This window comes from Pseudomonas sp. SD17-1, from assembly GCF_029201585.1.
GTDB classification, from domain to species: Bacteria; Pseudomonadota; Gammaproteobacteria; order Pseudomonadales; family Pseudomonadaceae; genus Aquipseudomonas; species Aquipseudomonas palmensis.
Genome location: NZ_CP104044.1, coordinates 1,302,132 through 1,317,824, shown reverse-complemented (window position 1 = coordinate 1,317,824; position 15,693 = coordinate 1,302,132). Strand labels below are relative to the sequence as shown.

General features: G+C 64.9%; 16 protein-coding genes. 3 read left to right on the top strand and 13 right to left on the bottom strand.

Annotation, left to right across the window (positions count from 1 at the left end; all coding sequences use genetic code 11):
- Nucleotides 1–64: 64 nt before the first annotated feature.
- From N0B28_RS05860 to N0B28_RS05850, 3 genes are all read right to left on the bottom strand, one after another.
- Nucleotides 65–1,171: an NADH:flavin oxidoreductase/NADH oxidase gene (locus tag N0B28_RS05860; RefSeq protein WP_043863198.1), complete on the bottom strand. Its 1,107-nt coding sequence runs from the start codon at nucleotides 1,169–1,171 to the stop codon at nucleotides 65–67.
- Nucleotides 1,172–1,278: 107 nt separating this feature from the next.
- Nucleotides 1,279–2,988: a single-stranded-DNA-specific exonuclease RecJ gene (gene recJ, locus N0B28_RS05855; protein WP_104571844.1), complete on the bottom strand. Its 1,710-nt coding sequence runs from the start codon at nucleotides 2,986–2,988 to the stop codon at nucleotides 1,279–1,281.
- A 45-nt stretch (nucleotides 2,989–3,033) separates the two neighbouring features.
- Nucleotides 3,034–3,576: a YaeQ family protein gene (locus N0B28_RS05850; RefSeq protein WP_054915026.1), complete on the bottom strand. Its 543-nt coding sequence runs from the start codon at nucleotides 3,574–3,576 to the stop codon at nucleotides 3,034–3,036.
- 153 nt (nucleotides 3,577–3,729) lie between these two features.
- Between N0B28_RS05850 and N0B28_RS05845 the strand changes: the two genes are divergently transcribed.
- Nucleotides 3,730–4,929, top strand: coding sequence for a CaiB/BaiF CoA-transferase family protein (locus N0B28_RS05845; RefSeq protein WP_078480090.1), 1,200 nt, complete (start codon nucleotides 3,730–3,732; stop codon nucleotides 4,927–4,929).
- A gap of 8 nt (nucleotides 4,930–4,937) precedes the next feature.
- Complete coding sequence (locus tag N0B28_RS05840) at nucleotides 4,938–5,795, top strand: TIGR02285 family protein (RefSeq protein WP_274096544.1); 858 nt, start codon at nucleotides 4,938–4,940, stop codon at nucleotides 5,793–5,795.
- A 171-nt stretch (nucleotides 5,796–5,966) separates the two neighbouring features.
- Here the strand turns inward: N0B28_RS05840 and N0B28_RS05835 are convergent, their stop codons facing one another.
- The 6 genes from N0B28_RS05835 to xerD all read right to left on the bottom strand — a co-directional run bounded on the left by N0B28_RS05835 (nucleotide 5,967) and on the right by xerD (nucleotide 11,606).
- The gene (locus tag N0B28_RS05835) at nucleotides 5,967–6,254 is read right to left on the bottom strand and encodes a DUF3509 domain-containing protein (RefSeq protein ID WP_043863193.1); all 288 of its coding nucleotides are present in this window, start codon (nucleotides 6,252–6,254) and stop codon (nucleotides 5,967–5,969) included.
- 117 nt (nucleotides 6,255–6,371) lie between these two features.
- On the bottom strand, nucleotides 6,372–6,770 hold the full coding sequence (locus N0B28_RS05830) for a response regulator (protein WP_052504291.1): 399 nt from the start codon (nucleotides 6,768–6,770) through the stop codon (nucleotides 6,372–6,374).
- Between the two features lie 227 nt (nucleotides 6,771–6,997).
- On the bottom strand, nucleotides 6,998–8,407 hold the full coding sequence (thrC, locus tag N0B28_RS05825) for a threonine synthase (protein ID WP_054915029.1): 1,410 nt from the start codon (nucleotides 8,405–8,407) through the stop codon (nucleotides 6,998–7,000).
- Nucleotides 8,408–8,434: 27 nt separating this feature from the next.
- Nucleotides 8,435–9,739 (bottom strand): homoserine dehydrogenase, encoded by a 1,305-nt coding sequence (locus N0B28_RS05820; RefSeq protein ID WP_043863191.1) that lies wholly within the window; start codon nucleotides 9,737–9,739, stop codon nucleotides 8,435–8,437.
- A gap of 81 nt (nucleotides 9,740–9,820) precedes the next feature.
- Nucleotides 9,821–10,558, bottom strand: a complete 738-nt coding sequence (gene dsbC, locus N0B28_RS05815) for a bifunctional protein-disulfide isomerase/oxidoreductase DsbC (protein ID WP_043863190.1) — start codon at nucleotides 10,556–10,558, stop codon at nucleotides 9,821–9,823.
- A 151-nt stretch (nucleotides 10,559–10,709) separates the two neighbouring features.
- Nucleotides 10,710–11,606, bottom strand: coding sequence for a site-specific tyrosine recombinase XerD (gene xerD, locus N0B28_RS05810; RefSeq protein ID WP_054915031.1), 897 nt, complete (start codon nucleotides 11,604–11,606; stop codon nucleotides 10,710–10,712).
- A 68-nt stretch (nucleotides 11,607–11,674) separates the two neighbouring features.
- Between xerD and N0B28_RS05805 the strand changes: the two genes are divergently transcribed.
- Complete coding sequence (locus N0B28_RS05805) at nucleotides 11,675–13,477, top strand: sodium:proton antiporter (protein WP_058541463.1); 1,803 nt, start codon at nucleotides 11,675–11,677, stop codon at nucleotides 13,475–13,477.
- Nucleotides 13,478–13,498: 21 nt separating this feature from the next.
- On the opposite strand, the gene N0B28_RS05800 is transcribed toward N0B28_RS05805, so the two are convergent.
- The 4 genes from N0B28_RS05800 to rimM form a co-directional block, all read right to left on the bottom strand.
- Nucleotides 13,499–13,906, bottom strand: a complete 408-nt coding sequence (locus N0B28_RS05800; RefSeq protein ID WP_043863187.1) for an acyl-CoA thioesterase — start codon at nucleotides 13,904–13,906, stop codon at nucleotides 13,499–13,501.
- A 96-nt stretch (nucleotides 13,907–14,002) separates the two neighbouring features.
- Entirely contained in the window at nucleotides 14,003–14,353 is a 351-nt protein-coding gene (gene rplS / locus N0B28_RS05795; protein ID WP_043863186.1) for a 50S ribosomal protein L19, read from the bottom strand.
- A gap of 42 nt (nucleotides 14,354–14,395) precedes the next feature.
- A complete protein-coding gene (gene trmD, locus N0B28_RS05790) occupies nucleotides 14,396–15,148 on the bottom strand; it encodes a tRNA (guanosine(37)-N1)-methyltransferase TrmD (protein ID WP_043863185.1) in 753 nt (250 codons plus the stop codon).
- A gap of 3 nt (nucleotides 15,149–15,151) precedes the next feature.
- Nucleotides 15,152–15,688 carry a ribosome maturation factor RimM gene (gene rimM / locus N0B28_RS05785; protein WP_043863184.1) on the bottom strand — a complete coding sequence of 179 codons (537 nt, stop codon included), beginning with the start codon at nucleotides 15,686–15,688 and terminating at the stop codon, nucleotides 15,152–15,154.
- Nucleotides 15,689–15,693 lie beyond the last annotated feature (5 nt).

Sequence of the window (15,693 nt, the reverse complement as noted above, 5' to 3'; positions counted from 1 at the left end):
GCCAACGGCGCAGGCAGGCGGTACCTGCGCAGGAGGGCCGCTCGGCGGCCCTTTGGCATAGCCTTCAGTCGCGCAGGTCGGACTCGTGGATCGGCTGGTCGCGGTGGGTCGCACGCTGGTACTGCGCCGGCCATATGGCCTTCTGCCCGCCCAGGTCGTCGTCGGCATGCAGCGGCCAGTACGGGTCGCGCAGCAGCTCGCGGGCCAGCAGGATGATGTCGGCCTGGCCGGTGCGCAGAATGTGCTCGGCCTGGGCCGGCTCGGTGATCATGCCCACCGTGCCGGTGGCGATCCCCGATTCCTTGCGCACCCGCTCGGCAAAGCGTGTCTGATAGCCAGGCCCGGTGGGAATCTCGGCATTCATCGAGGTGCCGCCCGACGACACGTCGATCAGGTCGGCGCCCAGGGCCTTGAGGCGCTTGGCCAGCTCGACGGTTTCATCCGGGTTCCAGCCATCCTCCACCCAGTCGGTGGCCGATACCCGCACGAACAGCGGCAACTCCGACGGCCACACCTCGCGCACCGCCTCGGTCACCTGCAAGGTCAGGCGAATGCGGTTCTCGAACGAGCTGCCGTACTGGTCGCGACGCTGGTTGCTCAATGGCGAGAGAAACTGGTGCAGCAGGTAGCCATGGGCGGCATGCACCTCCACGACCTTGAAGCCGGCCACCAGTGCACGCCGGGCGGCCTCGACAAAGGCCTGGATCACCTCGTGGATCTGCCCTTCGCTCAATTCGGTGGGCGCCGTGTGCTGCGGGTCGAAGGCGATTTTCGACGGCCCCACCGGCACCCAGCCACCGTCCTCGGGCTTGACGCTGCCGTGCTTGCCCAGCCACGGCCGATGCGTGCTGGCCTTGCGCCCGGCGTGCGCCAGCTGGATGCCGGGCACCACGCCCTGGGCTGTGATGAAGCGGGTGATGCGTTGCAGGGGGGCGATCTGTTCGTCGCACCACAGGCCCAGGTCCTGGGCGGTGATGCGGCCCTCGGCCGTGACGGCGGTGGCTTCGGTGAAGATCAACCCGGCACCGCCGACCGCGCGGCTGCCCAGGTGGACCAGGTGCCAGTCGTTGGCCAGGCCGTCGACGCTCGAATACTGGCACATCGGCGAGACCGCAATGCGGTTGGGCAGCGTCAGTTGACGCAGGGTATAGGGCTCAAGCAGCAGGCTCATGGGGCACCTCTCCAGTCTCCGAATGGTGGACCGGACCGAGCGCCTTGGCTTCCCCGCGGCTCAGTGCCGGTCTCTGAGAGACTAGACCAGTTTGCCCACCCAGGGGTTCAGCGCGGCTCGATGTGGGCGATCATCAACTGCACCGTCTCGTTGCCGCGAAACTCGTTGACGTCCAGCTTGTAGGCCAGCTCCACCCAGCGCACGGTGGGGTTGGGCCATACCTCGCGGTCGATGCCGAAGGCGATGCCGTCGAGGGTCACCGAACCGCATTCGCTCTTGAGCACCACCTTCAGGTGACGCTCGCCCACCACCCGCTGCTGCACCAGCTGGAACACGCCATGAAACAACGGCTCGGGAAAATGCTGCCCCCACGGCCCGGCGTTGCGCAGGGCGCGGGCCAGCTCCAGGTGGAACTCCTCGACCGCCAGGCTGCCGTCGGACAGCAGCCGGCCGGTGAGGTCGTCCTCCTGCAACTGGCGGCGGACTTCTTCATCGAACGCCTGGGCGAACGCCGGGAAGTTCTCGGCCGGCAGCGACAGCCCCGCCGCCATGGCGTGCCCGCCGAACTTGCTGATCAGCTCCGGGTTGGCCGCCGCCACGGCGTCCAGTGCATCGCGAATGTGAAAGCCCGGCACCGAGCGTGCAGAGCCCTTGAGCATGCCTTCGCCGGCATCGGCAAAGGCGATGGTCGGGCGGTGATAACGTTCTTTCAGACGCGAGGCCAGAATGCCGATCACGCCCTGGTGCCAGTCAGCCTCGTACAGGCACAGGCCGAACGGCATCGACTCCAGCGGCAGGTCCTTGAGCTGGGCCAGCGCCTCGCGCTGCATGCCCTGCTCGATGGACTTGCGGTCCTGGTTCAGTTCGTCCAGCTGCACCGCCATCTCGCGGGCCAGGGTCGGGTCGTCGCTGAGCAGGCATTCGATGCCCAGGCTCATGTCGTCCAGGCGCCCGGCAGCATTGAGCCGCGGGCCCAGGATGAAGCCCAGGTCGGTGGAGGTGATGCGCGCCGCTTCGCGCCGGGCCACCTCGAGAATCGCCTTGAGCCCCGGGCGCGCGCGACCGGCACGGATGCGCTCCAGGCCCTGGTGCACGAGGATGCGGTTGTTGGCGTCCAGCGGTACCACGTCGGCCACGCTGCCCAGCGCCACCAGGTCGAGCAGCTCGCCGATGTTCGGCTGCGGGCGGTCGTCGTAGCGGCCCAGGCTGCGCAAGCGCGCACGCAGCGCCATCAATACGTAGAAGATCACCCCGACCCCGGCCAGTGCCTTGCTCGGAAACTCGCAGCCCGGCTGGTTGGGGTTGACGATGGCATCGGCCGCCGGCAGCGCATGGCCCGGCAAGTGGTGGTCGGTGACCAGCACCTTCAGGCCGGCCGCCTTGGCCGCCGCCACGCCTTCGACGCTGGAGATGCCGTTGTCCACGGTGATCAGCAGCTGCGGCGTGCGCTGCAGTGCCACCTCGACGATTTCCGGGGTCAGCCCGTAACCGTATTCGAAACGGTTGGGCACCAGGTAGTCGACGTGCGCGGCGCCCAGCAGGCGCAGGCCCAGCACGCCCACGGTGCTGGCCGTGGCACCGTCGGCGTCGAAGTCGCCGACGATCAGGATGCGCTGGCGCTGGTCCAGTGCCTCCACCAGCAGGTCTACCGCCGCGTCGATACCCTTGAGCTGCTGATAGGGCAGCAGGCGTGCCAGGCTCTTGTCCAGCTCGACGGCGCTCTGTACGCCACGGGCGGCGTACAGGCGGGTCAGCAGGGGCGGCAGGTCGCCAAGAAACGGCAGGGTGGACGGCAGTGAACGCGGTTCGATACGCATGGAGTGATCAAGGCTTCTCTGGTTTGAAAAAGGTCGGCGGGCGGATCAGCCGCGCTCGCCCAGCAGCCATTGCAGCTGGACTTCGTGCTGGCCGCGGTCGTCGGTGACGAACACCGTGCCTTCGCTGATCATCACATCCCACTTGATGGCGCGTGGCATGTCCTTGGCCAGGACCTCCAGCACCTCTTGCGGCACGGCGGCGATGTTGAGGTTCTTCAGGTTCTTGACCGCCGGGATCACCTTGGTTTCCCACACCCGCAGGCTGCCGTAGGCCAGCAGGCTGGTGCGCTCGGTGCGGCGCGAGCACCAGGTCAGGCGGTCGGCATCGGGCTGGCCGACTTCGATCCAGTGCAGCACCCGGTCATCCAGGCTTTTTTCCCACAGCGCCGGCTCGTCGACGTCCGACAGGCCGCGACCGAACGACAGCTGCTCGTTGTACCAGAGGGCATAGGCCAGCAGGCGCACGGCCATGCGCTCTTCGGTTTCCGAAGGGTGGCGGGCGATGGTCTGCTTGACGCTTTCGTACACGCCGCGGTCGAGATCGGTGAGGTTCAGTTCAAACTTGTAGGTGGTGGACGGCTGGGCCATGGACGGGCTTCTGGTAACAGGAAAAGTCGCCCAGTCTAACCGATGCGCTGGCAATCAACGAACCGAACCGTACAATCTGCGGCCAACAGCAGTATCTGCCGCTGCCGCCCTGTGATAAAAACTAGCGCTCTGCCCTGCTGCCACGGAAGCCCCATGTCGTTGCCCACCAAACCGCTTGCCGGCCTCAAAGTCATCGAACTCGGCACCCTGATCGCCGGCCCCTTCGCCTCGCGCATCTGCGCCGAATTCGGCGCCCAGGTGGTCAAGGTCGAATCGCCCGATGGCGGCGACCCGCTGCGCAAATGGCGCAAGCTGTACGAGGGCACCTCGCTGTGGTGGTTCGTGCAGGCGCGCAACAAGCAGTCGCTCACGCTCAACCTCAAGCACCCCGAAGGCCTGGCCATTCTCAAGCAGCTGCTGGGCGAGGCCGACATCCTGATCGAGAACTTCCGCCCCGGCGTTCTGGAAAAGCTCGGCCTGGGCTGGGAGGTACTGCACGCGCTGAACCCGAAGCTGGTGATGGTACGCCTGTCCGGCTTCGGCCAGACCGGGCCGATGAAAGACCAGCCCGGCTTCGGCGCGGTCGGCGAGTCGATGGGCGGGCTGCGCTACATCACAGGTTTCGAGGACCGCCCGCCGGTACGCACCGGCATTTCCATCGGCGACTCGATTGCCGCGCTGTGGGGCGTGATCGGCGCACTGATGGCGCTGCGTCATCGCGAGGTCAACGGGGGCCAGGGCCAGGTGGTCGACGTGGCCCTGTACGAGGCCATCTTCGCGATGATGGAGAGCATGGTGCCGGAGTTCGACGTATTCGGCTTCATCCGCGAGCGCACCGGCAACATCATGCCGGGCATCACCCCCTCCTCCATCCATACCAGCGCCGATGGCAAGCATGTGCAGATCGGCGCCAATGGCGATGCGATCTTCAAACGCTTCATGCAGGCCATCGGGCGCGACGACCTGGCCGCCGACCCGGCGCTGGCCAGCAATGACGGGCGCGACATGCGCCGCGACGAGCTGTATGCGGTGATCGACCGCTGGGCCCGCAGCGTGCCGCTGGACACCCTGATGCAGGTGCTCAACCAGGCCCAGGTGCCGGCCAGCCGCATCTACTCGGCCGAAGACATGTTCAGCGACCCGCAGTTTCTCGCCCGCGAGATGTTCCTCCAGGCCAGGCTGCCCGACGGCAAGCCGTTCAAGATGCCGGGCATCGTGCCCAAGCTGTCGGACACCCCAGGCTCCAGCGAGTGGGTGGGGCCGGCGCTGGGCGAGCACACCGCGCAGTTGCTGGGCGAGCTGGGCTATGACGCGGCGCAGATCGCCCATCTTCGCGAACAGGGCGCGGTCTGAGTCGCGCCATGTGCTGCACCCTGCACGGCGCACTGCTGGCTGTGCTGCTGAGCCTGCTGCCTGCCTCGAGCTGGGCCAAGGAAACCCTCACCTGGCTGTTGCGCGACCTGCCGCCGCTGACCGTGTTCGAGGGCCCCAAAACCGGCCAGGGCGCCATGGACCAGCTGCTGCCGCTGCTCATCGCGCAGATGCCCGAGTACCAGCACAGCATCGTGCGGGTCAACCGCGCGCGCGGCATGCAGATGCTCCAGGAGCCCTCCTTCACCTGCGACCCCACGCTGCTGCGAACCCCGGAGCGCGAGCGCTTCGTGAAGTTCTCGATACCGGCGCTGGCTGCGCAGAGCAACATGGTGATTGCCCGCCAGAGTGACCAGGCAAGCCTTGCGCCGTACCTGCACGATGGCGAAATCGACCTGGACGCCCTGCTGGCAAGCAACACGCACAAGCTCGGTGTCGTCGGCCAGCGCAGCTACAGCCCCGCCGTGGACGCGATACTGGCCAACGCCCCGCCCGCCACCATCAGCCGCCATTACGGCAACGATGCGGTGGGCAGCCTGCTGCAGATGCAGCAGCTGGGGCGCCTGAACCTGCTGCTGGCCTACTGGCCGGAAGTGCGCTACATGAACGAAAAGCAGCCGCAGCCCCAGGCCCTGACGTACTTTCCGATCAAGGGCGTGGCGCGCTACCAGCTGACCTACGTGGGTTGCTCCGACACCCCGCTGGGCCGCGAGGCCATCAGCCACCTCGACCAGTTGCTGCGCAACCTGCGCCTGCAGACCCTGGCACCGCTGTATGCACAATGGCTAGAGCCCGACCAGCGCAAGACCTACCTCGATGCGGCGCGCGAGCTGCTGAGCCAGCACTGACCCCGGCACGCGCTTTTACGCAGGCAAAAAGAAACCCCGAGCGGTGGGGAGGCCGTCGGGGTTAAACGAGGGCTGCTTGGAGCCTCGCACGAACAGCCTGGCGGCATCGGAGCAAAATGCCGTTCAACTGTCCTTAAGCTGTCTGAGTACCTGTCTGGACAAAGGTTCCCGTCACGCCGCAACGATTTGCGCGCGGCCCTGGCGGGCATGTTTGAGGGCTGCGATCATGCAGGGTTGCAGGCGTCCTTCGTGGATGCGCAGGTCACGTTGGATACCGTCCACCAGGTCGATGAGCAGGCGCTGGTCATGCAGCTGGCTGGCCTTGACACTGCGCTGCAGCACGGTGTCGCCGGCAGGGTCGACCAGCTGCAGGTCGAAGTCGGCACTGGCATGCCGGGAGGTCAGCGTGACCTGATAGGGCGTCAATGCTTCACTTAGCAACAAGCTGATATTGTCCATCCATTCACCGTTCACGTTGTTGTTGAAGGGGGTCTTTCACTGACCCTCGGCACAGGCTGAAAGTTCTGCCGCGGCGCGCTGCACGTTCATCGAGCATGCCCGGTGCACATGACAGATTCATGCCACGGGCCCGGCCTCCGGGTGTTGCAGCAGCAACGGGTGCAACTGGCTGGGGCTGGCTGGCGCGGGGGTGCTGCCCAGCACCCGCAGGCCCGACAGCTCGATCAGTTCGACAACCCCCTGGAGCACGCTGCGTCTGGCGCCACTGAGGACAATCAGGGCACTGGCGAGGCCGTGCAGCGCCAGGTGCTCGATGAAGCCCATGCCATCGTGCTCGGGCGACAGCGGGTCGCAGATGACGATATCCACCGGCCCCCGTCGTTCGAGCACACCGTGCGCCTGGAGGGTCGTTTCAGCCACGCGCACGTCGTAGATGCCCAGGCCATTGAGCATCTGGTGCAGGTTCATCAGCCGATAGGCATGGGGCTCCAGAAGCAGAACCTTGAGTGAGCGCATGGGCGACTCCGGATTGGACGGGCGCCCACTCTAGGAAAGCCCGCGCGGGCGTCCCATAGGAAAAATCCGAAACCAGGGGGCGGCAACGTCCTCGTGTCGCCACGGTATCGACGCGTCGCGTCGGTTCGCCAGCAAGCCAGGTTCCTGCCGTGGCATGGCGGGCCGCGCAACAAAAAGCCCCGGGGCTTGCGCACCGGGGCCTGGTTCAACGCTGCATACCGCTGCCGTCAGAGCGGCTTGCCACGGTTGCCGTGCTGGCTGACGAAGGCCTGCACCGCTTTCAGGTCGTTGGGCAGTACCGTGCATTTCTCCTCGCGGGAGAACAGGTCGGTCAGGTGCGCCGGCAGCTCCAGGGCCTTGCCCACGCCCGCCTTCTCCACCGCCTCGGGGAACTTGACCGGGTGCGCGGTACCCAGCACCACCATCGGCGTGTCCAGGCTGCGACGGCACTCGCGGCCGGCCTTGACGCCAATCGCGGTGTGCGGGTCGAGCACTTCGCCGGTTTGCGCGAACACGTCGGCGATGGTCTCGCAGGTTTGCGCATCATCCACCGCCAGCGAATCGAACAGCTTGCGCGCCTCGGTCCAGCGGTCTTGCTCGACGCTGAAGCCGCCACCCTGCTTGAAGGTGTCCATCAGGCCGGCAATCTCGGCGCCATTGCGACCGTGCAGGTCGAACAGCAGGCGCTCGAAGTTCGACGACACCATGATGTCCATCGACGGCGACAGGGTGGCGTGCAGGGTTTCCTTGACGTACTGGTTGCCGCTCATGAAGCGGTGCAGGATGTCGTTGCGGTTGGTTGCCACGATCAGCTGGCTGATCGGCAGGCCCATGTTGCGCGCCAGGTAGCCGGCGAAGATGTCGCCGAAGTTGCCGGTAGGCACCGAGAACGCCACCGAACGCGCCGGGCCACCCAACTGCAGGGCGGCGTGGAAGTAGTACACGATCTGGGCCATGATCCGCGCCCAGTTGATCGAGTTCACGGCCACCAGGCGGGTGCCCTTGAGGAAGCCCTGGTCGGCGAAGCTGGCCTTGACCATCTCCTGGCAGTCGTCGAAGTTGCCTTCGATGGCGATGTTGTGGATGTTCTCGCCGAAGATGGTGGTCATCTGGCGGCGCTGAACTTCCGACACACGCTGGTGCGGGTGCAGGATGAAGATGTCGACGTTGTCGCAACGCCGGCAGCCTTCGATGGCAGCCGAACCGGTGTCACCGCTGGTGGCACCGATGATCACCACGCGTTCGCCGCGCTTGGCCAGCACGTGATCGAGCAGGCGGCCGAGCAGTTGCAGGGCGAAGTCCTTGAACGCCAGGGTCGGGCCGTGGAACAGCTCCAGCACCCACTCGTTGCTGTTCAGCTGACGCAGCGGGGCAACCGCGGCGTGAGCGAACTCGCCGTAGGTTTCTTCGAGGATCTTCTTGAAGTCGGCATCGGCAATGGAGCCGGTGACGAACGGGCGCATCACCCGGAAGGCCAGCTCGTGGTACGGCAGGCCGGCCCACGAGGCGATTTCTTCCTGGGTGAAGCGCGGCAGGTTTTCCGGCACGTACAGGCCGCCATCGCTGGCCAGGCCGGCCAGCAGGACATCTTCAAAATTCAGGGCCGGTGCCTTGCCGCGGGTACTGATGTAACGCATGACCTATTCCTCTAACTCAAAGACGGCTCAGTTCAGTTGTTCGACGCGGATGCGCACAACGCTGCCAACCACATCCTGCAGGGCTTCCAGGGCGGTGATCGCGTCGTCCATGCGCTGCTCGAGCACGCTGTGGGTGAGCAGGATCATCGGCACCAGGCCATCGTGCTCCTCGACTTCCTTCTGCATGATCGACTCGATATTGATGCCGCGCTCGGACAGGATGCTCGCCACCTGGGCCAGCACGCCCGGACGATCCTTGGCCTGGATGCGCAGGTAGTAGGCGCTCTCGCAGGCTTCGATCGGCAGGATCGGGTGAGCCGACAGCGAGTCGGGCTGGAAAGCCAGGTGCGGCACGCGGTTTTCCGGGTCGCTGGTCATGGCACGGACCACGTCGACCAGGTCGGCGATCACCGACGAGGCGGTCGGTTCCATGCCGGCGCCGGCGCCGTAGAACAGGGTGGAGCCTGCGGCGTCACCGTTGACCATCACCGCGTTCATCACGCCGTTGACATTGGCGATCAGGCGGTCGGCCGGAATCAGCGTCGGGTGCACGCGCAGTTCGATGCCATTGGCCGTGCTGCGGGCCACCCCCAGGTGCTTGATGCGGTAGCCCAGCGCTTCGGCGTAGTTCACGTCGGCCGTGGTCAGCTGGGTGATACCTTCGGTGTAGGCCTTGTCGAACTGCAGCGGGATACCGAAAGCGATGGACGCCAGGATGGTGAGCTTGTGCGCGGCGTCGATGCCCTCGACGTCGAACGTCGGGTCGGCCTCGGCATAGCCCAGCGCCTGGGCTTCGGCCAGCACGTCGGGGAAGGTGCGGCCCTTCTCGCGCATTTCGGTGAGGATGAAGTTGCCGGTGCCGTTGATGATACCGGCCACCCAGTTGATGCGGTTGGCCGACAGGCCTTCGCGGATCGCCTTGATCACCGGGATGCCGCCGGCCACGGCCGCTTCGAAGGCGACGATGACGCCCTTCTCGCGCGCCCTGGCGAAGATTTCGTTGCCGTGCACGGCAATCAGCGCCTTGTTGGCGGTGACCACGTGCTTGCCGTTCTCGATGGCCTTGAGCACCAGCTCGCGGGCAATGGTGTAGCCGCCAATCAGTTCAATGACGATATCGATCTCGGGGTTGCTCGCGACCTCGAACACATCAGCGGTAATGGGGGTACCGGTAATCTGGCAGTTCGGGTTTGGCGTACGCATGGCGATTTGTGCCACTTCGATTCCACGCCCGGCGCGGCGGGCAATCTCCTCGGCGTTACGCTGAAGTACATTGAAGGTACCGCCACCGACGGTCCCCAACCCACAGATGCCTACTTTGACCGGTTTCACTGTGAACTCCCCATTGAACGACCGGCCATGCGCCGGTCGAAAAAACAGCCGTCTCCCCATGGTGACGGCTCACTGATTGAATTACTTGCTTGCGGTCAATGCCAGCTTGGCCACTTGCGGGGCCGGCTGATAACCCGGGATCACCTGACCGTCCTCGAGCACGATGGCCGGCGTGCCGTTGACGCCGATCGACTGCCCCATCTGGAACTGCTTGCTGACCGGGTTCTCGCACTTGGCGGCCTTGATTTCCTTGCCGTCGACCATCTTGTCCATGGCCGCCTTGCGGTCGGTGGAACACCATACCGCCTGCAGCTGCTGGTCACCCGACGAGCCCAGGCCCTGACGCGGGAAGGCCACGTAGCGCACCTCGATGCCGCGCTTGTTCAGCTCGGGCACTTCGGCATGCAGCTTGTGGCAGTACGGGCAGGTGGTGTCGGTGAACACGGTGATGTGCGACTTGGTTTCGCCCTTGGCAGGGTAAACCACCATTTCGGAAGCCGGAATCGCATTGATGGTCTTGGCGATGGCCACGCGCTCGGCCTTTTCGGTCAGGTTGACCGGCTTGCCGTCCTGGATCTGGAACAGATAGCCCTGTACCAGGAACTGGCCGTCGGCGCTGGCGTACAGCACACGGCCGCCCTTGAGCTTGACCTCGTACAGGCCGTTGACCGGGCTGGCAGCGATGCTGTCGACCGGTATTTCCGACTCCAGCGACTGCAGCGACTTGCGAATCGCCTGCTCGGCATCGTTGGCCGCAGCCACGGCGAAGGAACTGGCCAGCGCCAGGGCGGCGGCGGCTAAAATCTGGGTCACGCGCATGAAAACTCCTGAAGGCGGACAGGGGGCCGAAAGCGGAACAGGCGTACCGAAAAACGGCCGCGATCCAGGGCCCGGGTGTAAACCGCGAAAGCGTACCACATTCGCCGCCCTGCATTGACTGCTGGCGACGCATGCAATGTGCGATCAGCGCTCAGCCGCGCGGGTGATGACGGGCATGCAGTTCCTGCAGGCGGGCGCGGGCCACATGGGTGTAGATCTGGGTGGTCGACAGGTCGCTGTGGCCCAGCAGCATCTGCACCACGCGCAGGTCGGCGCCGTGGTTGAGCAGGTGGGTGGCGAAGGCATGGCGCAGGGTGTGCGGCGACAGCGCCTTGCCGATCCCGGCCACCTGGGCCTGGTGCTTGATGCGGTGCCAGAAGGTCTGGCGGGTCATCTGCTCGCCACGCTGGCTGGGGAACAGGACATCGCTGGGGCGGCCGTTGAGCAGTTCGACGCGGCCGTCGCGCAGGTAACGTTCTACCCACACCACCGCCTCCTCCCCCATCGGCACCAGGCGCTCCTTGCTGCCCTTGCCCATCACCCGCAGCACGCCCTGGCGCAGGTTGACCTGATCGAGGGTCAGGCTCACCAGCTCGGTGACGCGCAGCCCGCAGGCATACAGCACCTCGAGCATGGCGCGGTCGCGCTGGCCGATGGCCTCGCCAAGGTCGGGAGCCTTCAACAGGGCCTCCACATCGGCCTCGGACAGCGACTTGGGCAACGGCTTGCCCAGTTGCGGCATGTCGACCTGCAGGGTCGGGTCGAGGGCGATCAGCTTCTCGCGCAGCAGGTAGCGGTAGAAGCCACGCGCGCCCGACAGGAACCGCGCCGTGGAACGGGGCTTGTAGCCCTGGTCGAGGCGCCATGCCAAGTGGTCCAGGATCAGCTCGCGACCGGCATCGGGCAACGCCATGCCCCGCTCCTGGAGCCAGCCGTTGAACAGGGCCAGGTCGCTGCGGTAGGACGCTCGGGTGTTGTCGGAAAGCCCCTTCTCCAGCCACAGGGCGTCGAGGAACTGGTCGATCAGCGGGTGGTCGATGGCGGGCATGAAGACTCGGTGGTAGGCCGTAAAAATACCGCTAGTCTTCCATAACACCGCCGGCATAGGGAGCCCGAATGAACGAACAAGAGATATTGCTGGCATTCGGCGGGATCGGTGTCGCGGCCCTGGGCTGCCAGTGGCTGGCCTGGCGGCTGAAGCTGCCGGCGATCCTGTTCCTGCTGCTCAGCGGCATAATGGCCGGGCCGATCCTGGGTTGGCTCGACCCGCAGGAAATGTTCGGCCCGCTGCTGATGCCGCTGGTGTCGCTGGCGGTGGCGCTGATCCTGTTCGAGGGCAGCCTGACCCTGCACCTGTCGCAATGGCGCGAGATCGGCACGGTGGTGCGGCGCATGGTGACCCTCGGCGCGCTGTCCACCTGGGTGGTGATCAGCGCGGCCACCCACTGGCTGCTGGGGTTCGACTGGCTGCTGGCGATCCTGTTCGGCACCCTGACCCTGGTCACCGGGCCGACCGTGATCGTGCCGATGCTGCGGGTGGTACGGCCCAAGGCGGCGGTGGCCAACATCCTGCGCTGGGAAGGCATCGTCATCGACCCGATCGGCGCCCTGCTGGCGGTGGTGGTGTACAGCTTCATCATTGCCAGCGCCGCTGGCGACGGCCTGAGCCAGAGCCTGCTGACGTTCGCCGGGGTGATCCTGTGCGGCAGCGCCTTCGGCGTGGCCGGTGGCTGGCTGCTGGGCCAGGTGATCCGCCATCAATGGCTGCCCGAGTACCTGCACAACCTGGCCTCGCTGGCAGCGGTGCTGGGGATCTTCATCGCCTCCAACCAGGTGATGCACGAGTCGGGGCTGCTGGCGGTGACCCTGATGGGCATGTGGCTGGCCAACATGAAGGGCGTGGATGTGCGCCAGATCCTGCACTTCAAGGAGAACCTCAGCGTGCTGCTGATCTCCGGCCTGTTCATTCTGCTGGCGGCGCGCCTGGACTTGAATGCCCTGCTCGGCCTGGGCCCTGCGGTGCTGGCCCTGCTGCTGGTGATTCAGCTGATTGCGCGGCCGCTGAACGTGGCGCTGTCGACCTGGGGCTCGCAGCTCAACTGGCGCGAGCGTGCGCTGCTGGCCTGGATCGCCCCGCGCGGCATCGTGGCCGCGGCAGTATCGGCGATTTTCGCGATTCGCCTGGACGAGGCCGGGCACGCGGGGGCCTTGCTGCTGGTGCCGCTGACGTTCGCGGTGATCATCGGTACGGTGGTGCTGCAAAGCGCCACGGCGCGGCCGCTGGCGCGCCTGCTCAAGGTGGCCGAGCCTGCCCCCAGCGGGTTTCTGATCGTGGGCGCCAACGCGCCGGCCAGGGCCCTGGGCACGGCCTTGCAACAACTGGGCAGCCGGGTGCTGCTGGCCGATTCGAGCTGGGAGAACATCCGCGCGGCGCGCATGGAGGGGTTGCCGACCTATTTCGGTCACCCGGCCTCGCAGCATGCAGATGCGCACCTGGACCTTGTAGGCCTGGGGCACCTGCTGGGGCTGTCGCCGGCGGGCGAGCTCAACACCCTGGCATGCACGCGCTTTCGACATGATTTCGGGCATCAGCGCCTGTTCGTGCTGGCCAGCGGGCTGGAGCGCCAGCGCAGCGACAAGCACCGCGCCAGTGACGAACATCGCGGGCGCCTGTTTGGCAGCCAGGCGTTGACCTATGTGCAACTGGCCAACCTGTTCAACCAGGGCGCCGAGCTGTACACCACACACCTGACCGAGGCGTTTGGCTGGGCGGACTACCAGGCGTTGCATGGCGATCGCGCGACCTTGCTGTTTGCCCGCGATGCCAGTGGCTGGGTGTATGTGGTAGGGCCGGATATGGCGCTGAAGCCGGCGCCTGGGTGGACGCTGGTAGCGCTGGTCCAGCCGCAGGCAGGTTGATCGCGCGGGCTTGTTGGCCGTTCAGAAGCCGGGCAACACCGGCACCGGCCGCTTGTCTTCGTCGATGGCGACGAAGCTGAACAACCCGTGAATCGCCTTCTCGCGACTGTCGCAGCTCATGCTTTCGACAAACACCTCCACCTCGACCTTCAGGCTGGTGGTACCCACCTTCACCACCGTCCCCACCAGTTCCACGATCGAGCCGGCGGCAATCGGGTGCTTGAAGTCGATGCGGTCGGTCGACACCGTCACCAGCGGCAAGCGGCAGAAGCGCGTGGCGGCAATGAACGACACCTCGTCCATCCACGCCAGCGCGGTGCCGCCGAACAGGGTGTTGTGATGGTTGGTGGTCGAGGGGAACACCGCCTTGGTCACGCGGGTCACCGACAACTGGGTACGGCGCTGGATCTCTTGCTCTCTACTGTTCATGACATCTCTGAAACACGAATGACGGACAACAAAAAAGCAGCCCGAAGGCTGCTTTCTTTTCGCATGGCGGTCCCGTGCCCGCCGGTCAAACTAGCCTCAGGCCAGTTTTTCCTTGATGCGAGCGGCTTTGCCGGACAGGTCGCGCAGGTAGTACAGCTTGGCTTTACGCACGTCACCACGACGTTTCACGGCCAGGCTGTCGATCTGCGGGCTGTAGGTCTGGAAAGTACGCTCTACGCCAACACCGTTGGAGATTTTACGAACAGTGAAAGCACTGTTCACACCACGGTTACGCTTGGCGATAACAACACCTTCGAACGCCTGCAGACGCGAACGGTCGCCTTCCTTCACTTTCACCTGAACGACAACAGTGTCGCCTGGGGCAAAGGTCGGGATCTCTTTGGTCATCTGCTCGGCTTCGAGTTGCAGAATGATTTTGTTGGTCATGCTGTGCTCCTAAGATAGGTCGTCAGACCCACCATCGATACGTTAACTATCGTCCCGCTCTCGGAGATACTCCTCGAGCAGCTTCTTCTCTTCTCCAGAAAGTGAGCGACTTTCCAGAAGATCGACGCGTCGTTCATAGGTCCGCCCAAGGGACTGCTGTAAACGCCAGCGCCGGATGTGTGCATGGTTGCCACTGAGCAACACGTCGGGAACACGCTGATCCGCATACACCTCCGGTCGGGTGTAGTGCGGGCAATCGAGCAGACCATCGGTGAAGGAGTCTTCCTCCGCCGAGTCCGCATGCCCTAAAGCTCCGGGCAGCAGCCGCGTAACCGCATCGATCAGGACCATCGCCGGCAGCTCGCCGCCAGACAGTACATAGTCGCCAATCGACCACTCTTCATCGACATGAGCCTGAATGAACCGCTCGTCAATGCCTTCATAACGACCTGCGATGAGAATCAACGACTCTGCATTCGCCAGTTCGCGTACCGCCGACTGATTCAGCTGACGGCCTTGTGGCGACAGGTAGATCACCTTCGCCGCTTCCCCTGCCTGCTGCCTGGCCTGAACCAGCGCATCTTCCAGGGGCTTGATCTTCATCACCATGCCCGGACCACCGCCAAACGGCCGATCATCCACGGTGTGGTGGCGATCTGTGGTGTAGTCCCGCGGATTGTGGCAGGTCAGTTGCAACAACCCCTGCTTCACCGCGCGGCTGGTAATGCCGTACTCACTGATGGCCGAGAACATCTCGGGGAACAACGTAATGACTTCGACACGAAGGCTCGCCATCGTCTAGAAGTCCGCGTCCCATTCCACCCTCATTTCGCCTGCAGCCAGGTCGACCTTCAACACGCACTGCCCGGTATAGGGCAACAGGCGTTCACGATCATCCAGGCTGCCCACGCAGGGCTTGACCACCATTACATCGTTCGCGCCGGTCTCCAACAGGTGATCAACCGTGCCGAACAGCTGTTCGTCCTGGTTGATGACTTTCAGACCTACCAACTGGTACCAGTAGTACTCGTCTTCGGTCAGGTCGGGCAAAAGGCTACGCGAGATGCAAATCTCGTAACCGCTCAGAAGACGGGCTTCATCGCGATCGTCGAGGCCTTTGAGCTTGGCAACCAGATCCTTTTGAGTGGAACGGCCGCTGACCAGCTCGACCTGCTTGACCACACCTTCGCGCCGGAGCGTCCAGTTGCGGTAATCCAACAGGTTTTCAATCGGATCGGTAAAGGAAAAGACCTTCACCTCGCCGCGAACGCCGTGAACCGAAAAAATCTTGCCAACAACGATCAGGTCGTCAGCTTTTTCTGGCGTCGCGCTCATACTAT

Coding starts and splice junctions, on each gene's coding strand:
- rplS (WP_043863186.1), bottom strand. CDS start 14,353: ATGACCAACAAAATCATTCTGCAACTCGAAGCCGAGCAGATGACCAAA.
- N0B28_RS05830 (WP_052504291.1), bottom strand. CDS start 6,770: ATGCGCTCACTCAAGGTTCTGCTTCTGGAGCCCCATGCCTATCGGCTG.
- recJ (WP_104571844.1), bottom strand. CDS start 2,988: ATGCGTATCGAACCGCGTTCACTGCCGTCCACCCTGCCGTTTCTTGGC.
- N0B28_RS05805 (WP_058541463.1), top strand. CDS start 11,675: ATGAACGAACAAGAGATATTGCTGGCATTCGGCGGGATCGGTGTCGCG.
- N0B28_RS05835 (WP_043863193.1), bottom strand. CDS start 6,254: ATGGACAATATCAGCTTGTTGCTAAGTGAAGCATTGACGCCCTATCAG.
- rimM (WP_043863184.1), bottom strand. CDS start 15,688: ATGAGCGCGACGCCAGAAAAAGCTGACGACCTGATCGTTGTTGGCAAG.
- dsbC (WP_043863190.1), bottom strand. CDS start 10,558: ATGCGCGTGACCCAGATTTTAGCCGCCGCCGCCCTGGCGCTGGCCAGT.
- N0B28_RS05860 (WP_043863198.1), bottom strand. CDS start 1,171: ATGAGCCTGCTGCTTGAGCCCTATACCCTGCGTCAACTGACGCTGCCC.
- trmD (WP_043863185.1), bottom strand. CDS start 15,148: ATGGCGAGCCTTCGTGTCGAAGTCATTACGTTGTTCCCCGAGATGTTC.
- N0B28_RS05840 (WP_274096544.1), top strand. CDS start 4,938: ATGTGCTGCACCCTGCACGGCGCACTGCTGGCTGTGCTGCTGAGCCTG.
- N0B28_RS05850 (WP_054915026.1), bottom strand. CDS start 3,576: ATGGCCCAGCCGTCCACCACCTACAAGTTTGAACTGAACCTCACCGAT.
- xerD (WP_054915031.1), bottom strand. CDS start 11,606: ATGCCCGCCATCGACCACCCGCTGATCGACCAGTTCCTCGACGCCCTG.
- N0B28_RS05845 (WP_078480090.1), top strand. CDS start 3,730: ATGTCGTTGCCCACCAAACCGCTTGCCGGCCTCAAAGTCATCGAACTC.
- N0B28_RS05800 (WP_043863187.1), bottom strand. CDS start 13,906: ATGAACAGTAGAGAGCAAGAGATCCAGCGCCGTACCCAGTTGTCGGTG.
- thrC (WP_054915029.1), bottom strand. CDS start 8,407: ATGCGTTACATCAGTACCCGCGGCAAGGCACCGGCCCTGAATTTTGAA.